At 60.9% G+C, this 16,083-nt stretch carries 16 protein-coding genes; 12 read left to right on the plus strand and 4 right to left on the minus strand.

The window, feature by feature from the left end; genetic code table 11:
* Window positions 1-9: 9 nt before the first annotated feature.
* The gene (locus BN1121_RS05120) at window positions 10-762 is read left to right on the plus strand and encodes a substrate-binding periplasmic protein (protein ID WP_197065743.1); all 753 of its coding nucleotides are present in this window, start codon (window positions 10-12) and stop codon (window positions 760-762) included.
* 164 nt (window positions 763-926) lie between these two features.
* On the opposite strand, the gene BN1121_RS05125 is transcribed toward BN1121_RS05120, so the two are convergent.
* Genes BN1121_RS05125 through BN1121_RS05135 form a run of 3 tightly spaced genes read right to left on the minus strand, consistent with a single transcriptional unit; the run spans window position 927 to window position 4,308 of the window.
* A complete protein-coding gene (locus BN1121_RS05125; protein ID WP_005345915.1) occupies window positions 927-2,165 on the minus strand; it encodes an ABC transporter substrate-binding protein in 1,239 nt (412 codons plus the stop codon).
* A complete protein-coding gene (locus tag BN1121_RS05130) occupies window positions 2,162-3,604 on the minus strand; it encodes a sensor histidine kinase (RefSeq protein ID WP_005345921.1) in 1,443 nt (480 codons plus the stop codon). Before BN1121_RS05130 ends, BN1121_RS05125 begins: the two co-directional genes overlap by 4 nt.
* Window positions 3,604-4,308: a response regulator transcription factor gene (locus tag BN1121_RS05135; RefSeq protein ID WP_005345923.1), complete on the minus strand. Its 705-nt coding sequence runs from the start codon at window positions 4,306-4,308 to the stop codon at window positions 3,604-3,606. The genes BN1121_RS05130 and BN1121_RS05135 overlap by 1 nt, the downstream gene beginning before the upstream one ends.
* A gap of 216 nt (window positions 4,309-4,524) precedes the next feature.
* On the opposite strand from BN1121_RS05135, the gene ptsG reads away from it, so the two are divergent.
* The 4 genes from ptsG (at window position 4,525) to BN1121_RS20245 (ending at window position 8,261) form a co-directional block, all read left to right on the plus strand.
* Window positions 4,525-5,964, plus strand: a complete 1,440-nt coding sequence (ptsG, locus tag BN1121_RS05140) for a glucose-specific PTS transporter subunit IIBC (RefSeq protein WP_005345926.1) — start codon at window positions 4,525-4,527, stop codon at window positions 5,962-5,964.
* 217 nt (window positions 5,965-6,181) lie between these two features.
* The gene (gene rlmD, locus BN1121_RS05145; protein ID WP_005345929.1) at window positions 6,182-7,534 is read left to right on the plus strand and encodes a 23S rRNA (uracil(1939)-C(5))-methyltransferase RlmD; all 1,353 of its coding nucleotides are present in this window, start codon (window positions 6,182-6,184) and stop codon (window positions 7,532-7,534) included.
* Between the two features lie 89 nt (window positions 7,535-7,623).
* Window positions 7,624-8,127, plus strand: a complete 504-nt coding sequence (locus tag BN1121_RS05150; protein WP_005345932.1) for a GNAT family N-acetyltransferase — start codon at window positions 7,624-7,626, stop codon at window positions 8,125-8,127.
* A complete protein-coding gene (locus tag BN1121_RS20245) occupies window positions 8,127-8,261 on the plus strand; it encodes a DUF5363 family protein (RefSeq protein ID WP_005345934.1) in 135 nt (44 codons plus the stop codon). The genes BN1121_RS05150 and BN1121_RS20245 overlap by 1 nt, the downstream gene beginning before the upstream one ends.
* On the opposite strand, the gene BN1121_RS05155 is transcribed toward BN1121_RS20245, so the two are convergent.
* Window positions 8,251-8,835, minus strand: a complete 585-nt coding sequence (locus tag BN1121_RS05155) for a type II secretion system protein (RefSeq protein WP_005345935.1) — start codon at window positions 8,833-8,835, stop codon at window positions 8,251-8,253. The genes BN1121_RS20245 and BN1121_RS05155 overlap by 11 nt on opposite strands.
* Before the next feature lie 29 nt (window positions 8,836-8,864).
* Between BN1121_RS05155 and BN1121_RS05160 the strand changes: the two genes are divergently transcribed.
* From BN1121_RS05160 to deoD, 7 genes are all read left to right on the plus strand, one after another.
* Complete coding sequence (locus BN1121_RS05160) at window positions 8,865-9,653, plus strand: TatD family hydrolase (protein ID WP_005345936.1); 789 nt, start codon at window positions 8,865-8,867, stop codon at window positions 9,651-9,653.
* Between the two features lie 211 nt (window positions 9,654-9,864).
* Complete coding sequence (locus tag BN1121_RS05165; RefSeq protein WP_005345946.1) at window positions 9,865-11,139, plus strand: NupC/NupG family nucleoside CNT transporter; 1,275 nt, start codon at window positions 9,865-9,867, stop codon at window positions 11,137-11,139.
* 126 nt (window positions 11,140-11,265) lie between these two features.
* A complete protein-coding gene (locus BN1121_RS05170; protein ID WP_005345947.1) occupies window positions 11,266-11,436 on the plus strand; it encodes a XapX domain-containing protein in 171 nt (56 codons plus the stop codon).
* A 348-nt stretch (window positions 11,437-11,784) separates the two neighbouring features.
* Window positions 11,785-12,558: a deoxyribose-phosphate aldolase gene (gene deoC / locus BN1121_RS05175; protein WP_005345948.1), complete on the plus strand. Its 774-nt coding sequence runs from the start codon at window positions 11,785-11,787 to the stop codon at window positions 12,556-12,558.
* Window positions 12,559-12,644: 86 nt separating this feature from the next.
* Window positions 12,645-13,976: a thymidine phosphorylase gene (deoA, locus tag BN1121_RS05180; protein WP_005345950.1), complete on the plus strand. Its 1,332-nt coding sequence runs from the start codon at window positions 12,645-12,647 to the stop codon at window positions 13,974-13,976.
* Window positions 13,977-13,991: 15 nt separating this feature from the next.
* Window positions 13,992-15,200, plus strand: a complete 1,209-nt coding sequence (locus BN1121_RS05185) for a phosphopentomutase (RefSeq protein ID WP_005345961.1) — start codon at window positions 13,992-13,994, stop codon at window positions 15,198-15,200.
* Window positions 15,201-15,270: 70 nt separating this feature from the next.
* Window positions 15,271-15,987, plus strand: a complete 717-nt coding sequence (deoD, locus tag BN1121_RS05190) for a purine-nucleoside phosphorylase (RefSeq protein WP_005345963.1) — start codon at window positions 15,271-15,273, stop codon at window positions 15,985-15,987.
* Window positions 15,988-16,083: the final 96 nt, after the last annotated feature.

Consider the following 16,083-nt stretch of genomic DNA (forward strand, 5'->3'; position numbering starts at 1 on the left):
AGGTGCATCATGTTCAATGTCGTACGCATGCTATCCGCAATCCTGCTACTGGCCTCGTTCACTAGCCCTGCACAGGAAGTGAAGATCGCCAATGGAGAATGGGCTCCGTATATGTCCGAGAGCCTGAGGAGTGGTGGTTTGGTCTCAGACATAGTGAGCCAAGCCTTTGCCCGTGAAGGGCAGACGGTGAAATACAGCTATCTGCCTTGGAAACGCGGGTTCGAAGATGCCAAAGTCGGCAAGCTGGATGCTTCAATCATCTGGAGCAAAACTGCCGAACGAGAGGCCGATTTTCTCTACAGTGACCCTGTGCTCGATCTGCAAGTCGTGTTCTTCTACAACACCAGCAAAGGCTTCGACTGGAGTGACACCAACAGCCTGAAGGGCAAGAAGCTCGGAGGTGTCACCGGCTACAGTTATGGCCTGGAGGCAGAGGAGGCAGAGGAGGCAAATGGTACCGTCGCGATCGAACGTATCTCAAGCGCAGAATCCAATTACACCAAGTTGGTCGATGGCCGTCTCGATGCGGTGCTTGAGGACCTCGACGTGGGCTTGGAAACCGTGCAGAAAATGGGTCTCAGTGACAAGATCAAGTATCACGACAAGCTGCTGGTCAAGCGTCCGCAGTATCTGATCGTGTCTAAGAAAATCCCTAACGGACAAGTACTTATCGACAGCTTCAATAAGGGATTGCAAGCTCTCAGAGATGACGGGACTTTTGACAAGCTCCTCGAGGACTCACGAGCCGGTAAGTACCGCTAGACTGGGTTGTCCACCTGCCCCCTCAGTGACAATGGCTGAAAACTGGCTGGATACGATGGCAGCGTGTCCCGCCGGTTCCCATCCTTCGTTGCGCCCCTTTGCAAGTCGCTCTCGTCATATCTCATACGGCTGGTGTGCAATCGGCCTCTTTCCGTCTGGATAGACTAGGAGGCTTTCACCGGGGTGGGGCACCAGAGCTCTTTGCCCTGACGGATCCGCTCAAGGATTTTAAGCATCTCCTTTTCACTTAAGCGGGGATCGAGAAAGAAGCGGTGCAGCTCGCTGAGCAGGGCATTGCGGATCACCGGGCAAGTGGCCATGGAGTCGGAAAAGCTGGGGACGGCGCTGCCGTGCTCGAGGGCGGCGATAAAGTCGATGCGTGCCTGTCTGGAGCAGGGATTAAAGCCGGGCAACGCTATATCGGTCTGGACCGGGATAGCGCCTTTCTTGCGGTTGAAGCGTTGCAGGAAGGCGGGATCCGAGAGCAGTTCGGTCAACCGTTCGGTCGAGGCGGGGGCGTGTTGGGCCCCGCGCATCATGACCAGACTGTCGATGTTGAAGATAAACCCCGGTTGCCGCGCCGGTGTCGGCAGGCAGAGGAGATCCGGTGGCAGTCGCCCCGCATCGTCCAGCCATTCACCCAGCACCCAGTCGCCGGTGATCTGCATGGCGAAGCGCCCCTCTTTCAGACCGAGTGCCGCCTGATCCCAGGTCAGCGCCTCCACGGGGGCCACGGTGCGGGCGATACGACGGAAATAGGAGAGCGCCTCGCGCGTGGCCGGAGCGCGCAGGGCCGAGGGCTCGAGAGTCACAAACAGCCGATGGTAGAGGTCGGGCCCACCGAGACCAAACAGCAGGTTTTCAAAGAGTTGGGCGATCTGCCAGGGGTCATTGCCGATGGCGAGCCCGGGGCGGCCGGCTTGCCGGAGTCGCTCCAGCGTCACGACCAGCATCTCCCAGTCGGTCGGGGGGGCTAGCCTGTTTCGGTCGAGCTCGCGCCGGTTGAGCCAGAGCCAGTTCAGGCGATGCAGGGCGATGGGGAGGGCCACCATCTCGTCATTGACCCTGTGGATCTTCTCGACCAAGGGGGGAAGAGGGTGAGAGAGCGGCAGGGGATGCAGCAGGCCAAGGGCCGCCCATGAAGAGATAGTCGGTCCCTGCAGCAGCGCCAGATGGGGAGGGCTACCGGAGAGGGTGCGGGCCTGCAGTATGGTTCTGGCGTTGTCGCCTCCCCCTCCCGGGACGGGCACCTCACGCAGTGGCAGGCCGTTTTGCTTGAGGGTCTCGGCCAGTTCGGCGACCGCCCGCCGCTCACCGCGGGAGGTCCACCAGTGCATAAACTCCAGCTCCGCGGCCTGGCCTATCTGTACCATCAGCAGCGCAGCAAGCAGCAGGCGTTTCATGATGATTTTGCCAGGGTGAGGCAGGCCACCAGCCCCCCCTCGTCGTGGTTGTGCAGCGTCAGATCTCCCCCGTGGGCCCGGGCAATGCTGCGCGCTATGGTCAGCCCCAATCCGGAGCCGCTGCCCTGCTCCGGGCTGATGCGGGTATAGGGCTCGAAGACTCGCTCCAGCCACTCGTCATGGATCCCGGAGCCCGCGTCGTGGATCTCGATACGGTAGTGTGTCGCCGTGCTCTGCACCGCGATGGCCAGACGATCTCCGTATTTGATGCCATTGTCGATGAGGTTCATCAGGCAGCGACGCAGGGCCAGCGGCTTGGCCATACAGGGCAGTGCCGTGGCCATCTGCAGCCGGACCCGCGCTTGCTCCTGATTGTACTCATGGGCGCAGTGTCGCAGCTCGGCCGCCAGATCCACCGGCTCCGTCTCTTCGTGCAGATCGGTATCACGAATACACTGCAAGGCGTTCTTGAGCATGAAGTCTATGTCCCCCAGCAGCTTCTCGAAGCGTGCCCGGGTGGGCTCGTCGTCGAGCATGTCGGCGCGCAGCCTCAGGCAGGCGAGGGGGGTTCGCAGATCGTGAGAGAGGGTGGAGAAGAGCTGCTCCCGATCGCGCAGATAGCTGCCTATCCTGCGGTTCATCTTGTTGAAGGCGGCGACGGCGGTGCGCAGCTCTCCTGCGCCCCGCTCAGGCACTTCGGTGACGCTGAGGCGGGTGCTCATCAGGGTGGAGGCATGCACCAGCGCACGCAGGGGTTGCAGCTCGTGGCGGATCACCCGGGTGATGATGAGCAGTAGCAGCACAGAGGCGATGATGAGGAAGAGAACTTGTCTCGGCTCGAGCACGCTGGTGGCAAAATAGGTGTAGGGGAGGGGCAGGGTCGTGGCCAGGTAGAGCCACTCACTCTGGCTAAGCGCGAGCTGGATCACGATGACCGGCAGATCGAAGTCCCCCAGTACCATGCTGTACTGCGTCCACAGCGAGGGAACCTCATCGAGGGGTATGCCGGCGTTGAACACCCGGACATCGTCCCTGTGAGTGATGGTGACGATGGCCTTGAGCGTGCCCAGCCGCTGTTGCAGTTGCATCAGGGCGTGCCGCGCCGCCCGTTCGCTGTTCTCGTGGGTATAGCTGCTCTGGTTCTCCACATGGTGGTTGTTGAGGGAGATGAAGAAGCGCGATCCGCCGGTTTCGAGCAGCTGGCTCAGGACCAGGTGGCGGTAGTTGTCGGGCAGAGAGCGAAAGTAGGTAACCGTCTTCACCGCCGCCTGAGTCACCTCTGTGATGACCTTGTCGATCTCCTGATTGCGGCTGGCCTGGATGGACCTTAGCCAGATGGCGCCGGCGATGAGTTCGGCCAGCACGATCAATCCAATGATCCAGGCGCAGAGCCGAAAGGAGAGGCGGTTGCCGGGTGAGGGGCGGGGGAGGCTCTCCATCAGCACTCCACTATCTTGTCCACGGCCAGCATGTATCCCTTGTTGCGCACAGAGATGATGATGTTTTTATCCTCATCGTTGAGATGCTTGCGTAGCCGGCTCATCTGCATGTCGATGCCGCGCTCGAAAGGCGATATCTCCCGGCCCCAGATGGCCAGCGCTATCTCATCGCGGCTGAAGAGGTAGTTCGGTTTTTGCAAAAAGAGGCTGAGCAGTGAGTAGTCACTGCCCGATAGCTGAACCTTGTGACCCGTATCGTGCAGGAGTTGGCGCCGGGTGCGATCGAAGGTCCAGCAGAGAAAGCGCAGCCGTCCGGCCTGGCCCGAGACTGCCCCAAACTGGGTGCGACGCAGCAGCGCCTTGATCCGAGCCAGCAACTCGCGGGGGCTGAAGCTCTTGGTGATGTAGTCATCGGCCCCCACCTCTAATCCGGCGATGCGATCGTACTCGTCGGTCACCGCCGTCAGCATGATGATGGGCACGAAGGAGTGGCGGCGTATGGCGGCACACAGGGTGAGGCCGTCATCACCGGGGAGCATGATGTCGAGGATCACCAGATGGGGCTCCTCTTGCTCCAGCTGCCGCCACATCTCCTCACCGTCGACGGCGGTGCGAACCACGAAGCCGGCCTTGCTCAGGTATTCGCTGAGGGCATCCCTGATCTCTTCACTGTCATCAACGATGAGTATGGTCTTCCTTTCCATCCAACCGTTTCCGCATATGGCCAACCTGTGGCCCATTGTATCAGCCGCGGGTTGCCAGACAGGGCCCGTTAGATGGGAACTGTGATCCCCATCGGACTGGTGAGTGACGGCTTTGTAACGGCTCTCTTACAAAGCCGATACCTTTCATGACGCGTGCCACATGGCGCCGTATTAGGGTGGTGCAGTCAGTCAACTTCATCACTAAAGGAGAGGTGTATGATCACTGCATCGTTTGGGCTGTTGCAGCGGATAGGGCGTTCGCTGATGCTGCCGGTGGCCGTGCTACCGGTCGCAGGCCTGCTATTGGGCATAGGTTCTGCGAACTTCTCATGGCTGCCCGAGGTGGTCTCTCAGGTCATGGCGACCTCGGGAGATGCCGTCTTCAGTAACCTGGCCTTGATCTTTGCCATCGGTGTGGCACTCGGCCTGAGTGACAATGACGGCGCAGCCGGTCTGGCGGCCACTGTGGGTTTTGCCATCATGCTGGCCACCATGGGCGTCTTGGCCAAGCTGCACGGGATAGAGACATCCCCGGTACTGGGGATCCAGACCCTCAACACCGGGGTGTTTGGCGGTATCATCATAGGGGTCATTGCCTCTATCATGTACCGCAGGTTCCATGGGATCCGGCTGCCCGAATACCTGGGCTTCTTCGCCGGCAAGCGTTTCGTGCCCATCATCACGGGCCTGAGCGCCATCGTTACCGGCATCATATTGAGTTATGTCTGGCCACCCATCGGCAGCGCCATCAACAGCTTCTCTCACTGGGCCGCCTACCAGAATCCCACCCTGGCGTTCGGGCTCTATGGTGTCGTAGAGCGTTCGCTGATCCCGTTTGGTCTGCACCATATCTGGAATGTCCCCTTCTTCTTCGAAGTGGGCGAGTACACCAATCCCGAGACGGGGGCCGTCATCAAGGGAGAGATCCAGCGCTATCTGGCCGGTGATCCCACCGCCGGTAACCTGGCCGGGGGCTATCTCTACTCCATGTGGGCGCTGCCTGCCGTCGGTCTGGCCATCTATCAGAGTGCCAGCAAGGAAAAACGTGCCCTGATCGGCAGTATCATGGTCTCGGCCGCCCTGACCTCCTGGCTGACCGGGATCACCGAGCCGATGGAGTTCTCGTTCCTGTTTGCCGCCCCCCTGCTCTACGTGATCCACTGCGTCTTGACCGGACTGGGCTTTGCGCTCATCACCGCCCTGGATATTCACCACAGTGTCACCTTTGCCCATGGTGCCATCGACTTCCTGCTCTACTACCCGCTCTCTCACAATGCCTGGATGTTCATCCTGATCGGGCCGCTCTGGGCGCTGATGTACTACGGCATCTTCCGCATTCTTATCGTCAAGCTGAACCTGGCCACCCCGGGACGGGAGAAAGAAGAGGAGAGCATTCGCAGCGTGCTGGCCGTCGACTCGGCGCTCGCCCATCGCATCATCGAGGCACTGGGCAGCAAGGAGAATATCGAACATGTCGATGCCTGCATCACGCGCCTCCGGGTCAGCGTCAAGGAGATAAACCGGGTCAACAGCCAGGTACTCAAGCAACTGGGGGCTCGCGAGGTGCTGATCGTGGGCAACAGTCTGCAAGCCATCTTTGGCACTCGTTCCGACAACATCAAGAGTGAAATTCAGCAAGTCCTGTTGGCGGTCTGACGCCGTTTCCGGCAAGGAGGGCTATGGTCCTGATACCCTCAGCCTGCCTGTAAGGTGTCGACATAGAGGTGGGGGCCTTGGGCCCCCACCTCCTTCTTTCATCAGCCCCAGGTTCAGGCTCAGAACCTGACCCCGCATTAGTGCCTGCAATTTGCCCTTTTCTCCGCTAAACTCTGCCACCTTTTTTATAAACCCCATCATTCCAGTGGAGAGCACCATGTCCGCAGTCGGAGAGCGCCGCCGCATCCAGATCCTCGAGTTGACCGACAAGGGGGATGGCGTCGGCCGTGCCGGTGACATTCCCGTCTACGTCGAGGGCGCCCTGCCCGGAGAAGAGGTGGAGATCTCCCTCACTCTGGTCAAACCCAACTACCAGCACGGCCACCTGGAAGAGGTGGTGGTGGCGAGCCCGGATCGGGTGGCGGATTTTTGCGCCCACACCGAGTGCGGCGGCTGTCAGGTGCGCCCGCTGGCCTATCCGGCCCAGCTCAAGCTAAAGCAGAGTCTGGTGCAGGGCGCACTGGAACAGGTCGGCCTGGGTGATGCTGTGGTTAATCCCATCCTCGGCATGGAGACGCCGTTTGCCTATCGCAACAAGGCACAGTATGCGGTGCGCGGTTGTGAGGCCGGCGCCGAGATCGGTTTTTATCGCAAGCACTCCCACGATCTCATCACCGCCGATGATTGCGCGGTGCAAGACTCGCTGCATGTGGAACTGAACGCCCGGGTGCGCAGCTGGATGCGCGCGCACGACATCAAAGCCTATGACGAAGTCAACCACACCGGCTGCGTGCGCAACCTGATGACCCGCAAGGGATTCAAGAGTGGCGAGCTGATGGTGGTGCTGGTGACCCTGGGTGAGGCGCTGCCGTTCGAGGCCGAGCTGCTGGCGGCCCTGCAGGATCTGCCGATCACCACCCTGGTGCAGAACATTAATGACGAGCGCACCAACCGCATCCTGGGTGACAACAACCGGGTGCTGCTGGGTAGCGGGGTGATCCGCGACAAGATCCACGAGCTCGACTTCGAGATCTCGCCGCTCTCCTTCTTCCAGAACAACCCGAGTCAGACCGACGTGCTCTACTCCAAGGCGCTGGAGTATTGCGAGCTGACCGGCAACGAAACGGTGTTCGACATCTATTGCGGCATCGGCACCATCTCCCTGTTCCTGGCCGGCAAGGCCGCCAAGGTGGTGGGGATCGAGTCGGTAGAGAGCGCCATCAGCGACGCCCGCCGCAACGCGACCCTCAACGGTATCGAGCAGACCGAGTTCCACGTGGGCAAGGCCGAGCGCCTGATGCCCGAACTGCATGCCCAGGGGGTGAGCGCCGACGTGGTGGTGATGGATCCGCCGCGCAAGGGCTGCGACAAGGCGGTGCTGCAGACCCTGGTGGCCATGGCGCCGCGCCGTCTGGTCTATGTCTCCTGCAACCCGCAGACCCTGGCTCGTGATCTCGCCTGGTTGGTCAAGCAGGGCTTCGTGCTGGACGAGGTGCAGCCGGTCGACATGTTCCCGCACTCGATGCACGTCGAAGCGGTCGCCCGCCTGAGCCTGCCCGCCAAGGGCTGAATTGAATCGGCCGGATGGCTCTGATAAAAACGACTCCCATTGGAGTCGTTTTTTTATGGCCGTGGAGCCAGACAGGGAGATCAAGGGCAATGATTCGTTTGGCGGGTATAGAGGATGCGGCGGCGCTGGGTCATTTTTTTCAGCAACTGGATCGGGAGACCCGCTTCATGTTGTATGAGGCGGGGGAGCGCCCCTCGGATATCGAGGGGCAGCGCCAACGGCTCGAGGCCATGGTGGCGGCCCCCAATCAGGCCATGTGGCTGCTGGTGTTGGCCGGGGAAGTGCAAGGCTTTGCCGTGCTCATTGGCGGCGGCCTGGCGCGCAACCGCCACTGCGCCCTGGTGGTGATGGGGCTGCGCCGGGCTGCCCGTGGCCAGGGGCAGGGAGAGGCACTGCTGCGCCGCCTGATAGAGGAGGCACCGCGCCTTGGCATCCACCGTCTCGAGCTGGGGGTGATGGCCGATAACGAGGTGGCCCATACCCTCTACCGCAAGTGCGGCTTCGTGGAGGAGGGGCGGCGGCGCCACGCCTATCGCGTCGGTAGCGGCTGGGTGGACGAGATCAGCATGGGTCTGCTGTTGGAGGTGCGCTGATGCTGGCTATGATGAGGCGCTGGCTGGCTCGCTACGACGCCTGGTGCGCCCGCTGGGGGCTGACGCTCGAGAACCGGCGCTGCTGCGTGCCGCAGCGTCACGAGGCCAAGGCCGATCGCGAGGTCAAAAAGTGAGGCTCACCGCACCGGTTACGCTGTTGTAGTCAAAGCCCAGGGAGGTATCGCGGCGCAGCCGGTAGCGGCAGTTGTCGTGGCGCAGGCCGTTGCCATCGGATTGGCCGTCGCTGCGATCGATATAGGAGATATAGTCGCTTTGGGAGTCGCTGATGCGCTCGTCAGCCACGCTCTGATCCGTGTCGAGCAGGCCGGTGAAGAGGCTTTCGCAGTCGTCCGGGCTACTCACCGAGATCTGACCGCTGGTACCGCCGGGGAAGATGGCGTCGATCCCCCTTACCCCCTGGTCCTCCTTGGTACCCACCGGCCAGCCGTGGCGATTGATATCGAGATCCTGCTTGCCCATGCTGCCGAGGTTATAAAGAGGATTGCCCTGAGCGCGTACCTGCCAGCCGGCATTGGCCAGTTGCACGCCGCTGGAGAAGGCGGACGCCGTGCCCTGTACCGAGGCCTTGAGGGCATCATCCTTGAGATTGACGAACTTGGGCAGGGCCGTGACGGCCAGGATCCCGAGTACAATGATCACCAGTACCAACTCGATCAGGGTAAACCCGCGCCCGACGCCACTTCTCATTGTTCTGCTCCACCGCTCAAGGAACACTCATGTATCTTATCGACACCCACTGCCACCTCGACTTCGCCGACTTCGATGCCGATCGCCATGCCGTGTTGGCCGCGAGCCGGGCTCGCGGGGTGACGCAGTATATCATCCCGGCGATCGGTGAGGAAAACTGGGACTCGGTGGCCGCCCTGGCCGCGCGTGAGCCTGGGATGGCCTATGGGCTCGGCGTGCACCCCATGTGGGCGGCGCGCCAGGCGCCCGGGGTATTGATGCGGCTCGATGCGCGCCTCTCGGCCCGTCCGGCGGGGCTGGTGGCCATCGGGGAGTGCGGGCTGGACGGGCGCAGCACGGTCGAGCAGAGCGGTCAGCTCGCGCTCTTCGAGGGGCAGCTGCGGCTCGCCGGCGAGTACGGCCTGCCCCTGTTGGTGCACTCGGTGCGCGCCAACGATACGGTGGCGGGGCTGCTCAAGCGCCACCGCCCACCGGCCGGGGGAGTGATCCACGCCTTTTCTGGCTCGCCGCATCAGGCCGAGCGTTTTTGGGGGTTGGGGTTTCGTCTCGGCATCGGCGGCACCATTACCTATGAGCGGGCCAACAAGACCCGAGAGGCGGTGGCGGCCATGCCGTGGGAGGCGCTAGTGCTGGAAACCGATGCCCCCGACATGCCGCTGTACGGCCGTCAGGGGGAGCGTAACAGCCCCGAGTATCTGCCCGAGGTGTTGCAGGTGCTGGCCGATCTGAAGGGGGAAGACCCATCTGAGGTTGCCAAACTGTTACACCGTTCGACCCGTCAGCTCTTCCCTAGCCTCGACACAATATTTAACAACTGACTAACCTTGGACTTTTACAGCTAGCCAAGAAGTAGGCGCAAAAATCGTTTTCGTTCTAAAAATCCGCCATGATACCAATTTGGCGAACATAAAGTGTGACTTGCCTTCTACTTTGACATGACGCATTCAGTATAATGCGCGGCCTTGATTGATGAGTTTTTTCACACAGCTCGTTAACAAGCGGCAAGGTGCTACTAGAGGAAAATAAATAATGAGTCTGATCATGGGTCTGGTGGGGATGGCAACCCTCATCCTTATCGCGGTGCTCTTCTCGAGCAACCGTAAAGCAATCAACATTCGTACCGTGGCCGGTGCGTTCGGTCTCCAGGCTGGCCTGGGTGCGTTCGTACTGTATGTGCCGGTCGGTCGTGACATTCTGGTCGGCGCGTCTGATGCCGTCTCCAGCGTCATCAACTACGGTCAGAAGGGCATCGAGTTCCTGTTCGGTGGCCTGGTGAGCGGCAAGATGTTTGAAGTGTTCGGCGGCGGTGGCTTCGTGTTTGCCTTCCGCGTACTGCCGGTCATCATCTTCTTCTCCTCCCTGATCGCCGTGCTCTACTACCTGGGCGTGATGCAGTGGATCATCAAGCTGCTGGGCGGCGCCCTGCAGAAAGTACTGGGTACCTCCCGTACTGAGTCCCTGTCTGCTACTGCCAACATCTTTGTGGGCCAGACCGAAGCTCCGCTGGTGGTTCGTCCCTTCATCGGCAAGATGACCGACTCCGAACTGTTCGCCGTTATGTGTGGTGGCCTGGCTTCCGTTGCCGGCTCCGTACTGGCGGGCTACGCCTCCATGGGCGTCAAGATGGAGTACCTGATTGCAGCCTCCTTCATGGCCGCTCCGGGTGGCCTGCTGTTCGCCAAGCTGATCGTCCCCGAGACTCAGACTCCTTCCTATAACGAAGATGCTGCCGACAGCGACATGGACGACAAGCCGGCCAACGTGATCGACGCCGCCGCCGCGGGTGCCTCTGCCGGTCTGCAGCTCTCCCTGAACGTGGGCGCCATGCTGCTCGCCTTCATCGGCCTTATCGCCATGATCAACGGCATCTTCTCCGGTGTGGGTGGCTGGTTCGGCATGCCCGAGCTCTCCCTCGAGCTGCTGCTGGGCTGGCTGTTCTCCCCGCTCGCCTTCCTGATCGGCGTGCCCTGGAGCGAAGCGACCGTCGCCGGTTCCTTCATCGGCCAGAAGCTGGTGGTCAACGAATTCGTGGCCTACCTGAACTTCGCCCCGTACCTGAAAGATGAGCTGCTGATCAACGGCGTGGCCATGTCTGACCACACCAAGGCCATCATCTCCTTCGCCCTGTGCGGTTTCGCCAACCTCTCCTCCGTGGCTATCCTGCTCGGTGGTCTGGGTTCCATGGCACCTAACCGTCGCGGTGACATCGCCCGCTTCGGTCTGAAAGCCGTGCTGGCAGGCTCCCTGTCCAACCTGATGTCTGCTACCATTGCAGGCTTCTTCCTGGCCCTCAGCGCCATGTAAGATAGTGTCTGGACAGAGTCCAACACGACCGAACGCCACAGCTTTTGCTGTGGCGTTCGCATTTGGATCGGTGACAACCGTTTTCCTTAAATACACTTATAAAAAAGAGTCAATCGGAGGTTCGTTATGAACGAAGTAGTACTGGCTATGGCGGCCGGATTCATTGTTGGTGTGTTGTTTTCTTTCCTCAAACTGCCGATCCCGGCTCCTCCCGTCCTCTCCGGTGTGATGGGGATTGTCGGGGTCTATCTCGGTGGTATCGCCTACGGCTGGATCATCGAGCGCTTCTTCTCGTAAGGGGCATCGACTAGGCGGTTCGCAGATGTGAGATACCTCAGGAAATAGCGAAAACCGGCTTGCATGAGAGGGGTATCTCGGCTCAAATAGGCAGTGTCAGCAGGGTGCTGACATTGACTAATATCCGGTGGAATCCGGGTGTTGGCGGTCAAATGGATTTGATTGGGTTCGGGTCATCCCGTCTCAAGTCTTCATGGAACCAAGTCCGCACTTTTGTAAGAAAGTGACGGGGCTATTGCCTTATTTGCAGTCGGATTGCCTGTGCAGTTTTGCTGTAAACATTGAACCTGACTCCGGGTCGGCATTGCTATGCCACCGGTGTTGAAGACTTGATTTGTGGAGAATGTGATGACTGATCTGAAGATCGCGGCACAGCGTGCCCTGAACCTGATGGACCTGACCACTCTGAACGATGACGACACCGATCAGAAGGTCATCGACCTGTGCCGCAAGGCCAACTCTCCGGCGGGCATGACTGCTGCCGTCTGTATCTATCCCCGTTTTATTCCCATCGCCCGCAAGACCCTGCGTGAGATCGGTGCCGAGCAGGTGAGAATCGCCACCGTCACCAACTTCCCGCACGGTAACGACGACATCGCGATCGCCGTGGCCGAGACCCGTGCCGCCGTGGCCTATGGCGCCGACGAAGTAGACGTGGTCTTCCCCTATCGCGCCTTCATGGCCGGCAACGAGCAGGTCGGCTTCGACCTGGTCAAGGCCTGTAAGGAAGCCTGCGGTGCCGACGTGCTGCTGAAGGTGATCATCGAGACCGGTGAGCTGAAAGAAGAGGCGCTGATCCGTCGCGCCTCCGAGATCGCCATCGATGCCGGTGCCGACTTCATCAAGACCTCCACCGGTAAGGTGCCGGTCAATGCGACCCCTGAGGCGGCCCGCATCATGATGGAAGTGATCAAGGCAAAAGATCCCAAGGTGGGCTTCAAGCCGGCTGGTGGCGTCAAAGATGCTGCCGTTGCCGGTGAGTACCTCGCCATGGCCGAGGAGATCCTGGGCAAGGAGTGGGTGAGCGCCCGCACCTTCCGCTTCGGTGCCTCCAGCCTGCTGGCCAGCCTGCTGGCCACCCTGGAACACGGCGACAAGCCGGCGGACACCAGCGGCTACTAAGTGCAATTGCCGGGGCGGTTCGCCGCCCCGACATCAGGACTCCTATTCGGCTTGCATACGCGCCCGCGGCGCGGAGGGAATGAAAGATGTTTTTGCCTCAGGAAATTATTCGTAAGAAGCGCAACGGTGAAGCGCTCAGTACCCAAGAAATTCAGTTTTTCGTTCAAGGCATCACCAACGGCTCCATCGGCGAAGGGCAGATCGCGGCCCTGGCCATGGCAGTCTATTTCCGTGATATGACCATGGACGAGCGCGTCGCACTGACCTGTGCCATGCGTGACTCCGGCATGGTGCTCGACTGGGCACCCCTGAACCTGGGCGGCCCCATCGTCGACAAGCACTCTACCGGTGGTGTGGGTGATGTGGTCTCCCTCATGCTCGGCCCGATGGTCGCCGCCTGCGGTGGCTTCGTGCCGATGATCTCCGGCCGTGGCCTGGGCCACACCGGTGGCACCCTGGACAAGCTCGACGCCATCCCGGGTTACCAGACTTCCGTCGACAACGACACCTTTATCAAGGTCGTGCGTGAAGCCGGCGTGGCCATCATAGGTCAGACCGGCGATCTCGCCCCGGCCGACAAGCGCATCTACTCGGTGCGCGACGTAACCGCCACCGTCGAATCCATCGCCATGATCACCGGCTCCATCCTCTCCAAGAAGCTGGCCTCCGGTCTGGAAGCCCTGGTGATGGACGTGAAAGTGGGTTCCGGTGCCTTCATGCCGACCTTTGAGGCCTCCGAGGAGCTCGCCAAGAGCATCGTCGCCGTGGCCAACGGCGCCGGCTGCCGCACCACCGCCCTGCTCACCGACATGAACCAGGTGCTGGCTTCCAGCGCCGGTAATGCGGTAGAAGTGCGTGAGGCGGTGCGCTACCTGACCGGTGAATACCGTAACCCGCGCATTCACGCCGTGACCATGGCCCTGTGTGCCGAGATGCTGATCTCCGCAGGCCTTGCCTGCGATGACGCCGATGCCCGCGCCAAGCTGCAGGCTGTGCTCGACAGCGGCAAGGCAGCCGAGATCTTCGGTCGCATGGTAACAGGTCTGGGTGGCCCGACCGACTTCGTCGAGCGCTATGACAGCTACCTGCCCAAGAGTGCCATCGTGCGCCCCGTCTATGCGGATCGTCGTGGTATTGTCACCGCCATGGATACCCGCGAACTGGGCCTGGCCGTGGTGGCCATGGGCGGTGGTCGCCGTGCCCCGGCTGACAAGCTCGACTATGCGGTCGGTTTGACCGATTTTGTGCGCCTGGGTCATGAGGTCAATGCCGACAAACCGCTCGCACTGATCCATGCTCAGAGTGAGGAACAGTATGCTCAGGCAGCCGCCATGGTGAAAGCTGCTATCCGGATTGGTGACGATACCCCCGAGGCGCTGCCCGAGGTCTATCGCCGCATCACTCTGGCCGATTTGTAAGTAAGGGGAACACCCATGAAACGTACCTTTATCCTGATGATGGACTCTTTCGGTATCGGCGCTGCCGCCGATGCCGACAAGTTCGGTGACGTCGGTGCCAACACCTTCGGCCACATTGCCAAGGCGTGTGCCGAAGGCAAGGTCGAGGGGCGCGGCCCGCTCAAGCTGCCGAACCTGACCAAGCTGGGTCTGGGTCATGCCTGTGAGCTCTCCTCCGGTCTCTTCCCGGCTGGGCTCGACAAGCAGACTGAAGTGGTCGCAGCCTATGGTTATGCTCAGGAGATCTCCTCCGGCAAGGACACCCCGTCCGGCCACTGGGAGATCGCTGGCGTCCCCGTGCTGTTCGAGTGGGGCTACTTCAAGGATCATCACAACAGCTTCCCGCAGGAGCTGCTGGACGCCATCGTCGAGAAGGCCGGCCTGCCGGGCTATCTCGGCAACTGCCACGCCTCCGGCACCCAGGTGCTCGACGATCTGGGCGAAGAGCACATGCGTACCGGCAAGCCGATCCTCTACACCTCGGCCGACTCCGTGTTCCAGATCGCCTGCCACGAAGAGACCTATGGCCTCGAGAAGCTCTATGAGCTGTGCCATATCGTGCGTGAGCTGCTCGAGCCCTATAACATCGGCCGTGTGATTGCGCGTCCGTTCGTTGGCAGCGGCAAGGGTAACTTCAAGCGTACTGGTAACCGCCACGACTATTCAGTGCTGCCGCCGGCACCGACCGTACTCGACTTCATGAAAGACGCCGGCGGTCAGGTGGTCTCCATCGGCAAGATCGCCGACATCTATGCCGAGCAGGGGATCACCAAGAAGGTGAAGGGCACTGGCCTCACCGAGCTGTGGGACCGCACCCTGGAAGAGGTGAAAGCCGCCGGTGACAACACCATCGTCTTCACCAACTTCGTCGACTTCGACTCCGCTTACGGCCACCGCCGTGACGTGGGTGGCTACGCCGACGCACTCGAGTACTTCGATGCTCGTCTGCCGGAGCTGTTTGCCCTGATGCAAGACGGGGACGTGGTGGTGATCACCGCCGATCACGGCTGCGATCCGACCTGGGGCGGCACCGATCACACCCGCGAGCACATCCCGGTGATCTTCTATGGCAAGCCGGTCAAGGCCGGCAGTGTCGGTGGTCGCGAGACCTTCGCCGACATCGGCCAGAGCATTGCGGCCTATCATGGGCTGCCCAAGTTGCAGTACGGCACCAGCTTTCTGTAACTGAAGGGCCCCGCCGGCAGGCGGGGCCACAAAAAACACAACAACCAATCAAGTGTGAAGGAATAAGAGAATGGCAACTCCTCATATCAACGCGAAAGATGGCGCCTTTGCTGACGTAGTTCTGATGCCGGGTGACCCCCTGCGCGCCAAGTACATCGCCGAGACCTTCCTGGAGAACGTCGAGCAGGTATGCGACGTGCGCAACATGTTCGGTTTCACCGGCACCTACAAGGGTCGTCGTATCTCCATCATGGGTCACGGCATGGGCATCCCGTCCTGCTCCATCTATGCCAAGGAGCTGATCACCGACTACGGCGTCAAGACCCTCATCCGTGTTGGCTCCTGTGGTGCCGTTCGCGAAGATGTGAAGCTGCGTGACGTGGTCATCGGCATGGGCGCGTGCACCGACTCCAAGGTGAACCGTCTGCGCTTCAAGGATCACGACTTCTCCGCCATCGCCGACTTCGACCTGGTAGCCAACGCCGTCCAGGCCGCCAAGAACAAGGGTACCCCGGTTCGCGTCGGTAACATCTTCTCTGCCGATCTGTTCTACACCCCGGATCCCTCCATGTTCGACGTGATGGAGAAATACGGCATCCTGGGCGTTGAGATGGAAGCCGCCGGTATCTACGGCGTGGCTGCCGAGTTCGGTGCCAAGGCACTGACCATCTGCACCGTCTCCGACCACATCCGTACCGGTGAGCAGACCACCTCCGAAGAGCGTCAGCTGACCTTCAACGACATGATCGAGATCGCGCTGGAGTCCGTCCTGCTGGGCGACAAGTAATCCTGCGAGATGAGAACGGCGGCCAACTGGCCGCCGTTTTTTTATTGTGTTTTCGGTGGGGTGTCATCACCCTTTTGCTCGCTGGGCTCGCTGGGC

Origin of the sequence: Aeromonas diversa CDC 2478-85, assembly GCF_000819805.1 — a bacterium.
In the GTDB taxonomy this organism is placed as follows: Bacteria; Pseudomonadota; Gammaproteobacteria; order Enterobacterales; family Aeromonadaceae; genus Aeromonas; species Aeromonas diversa.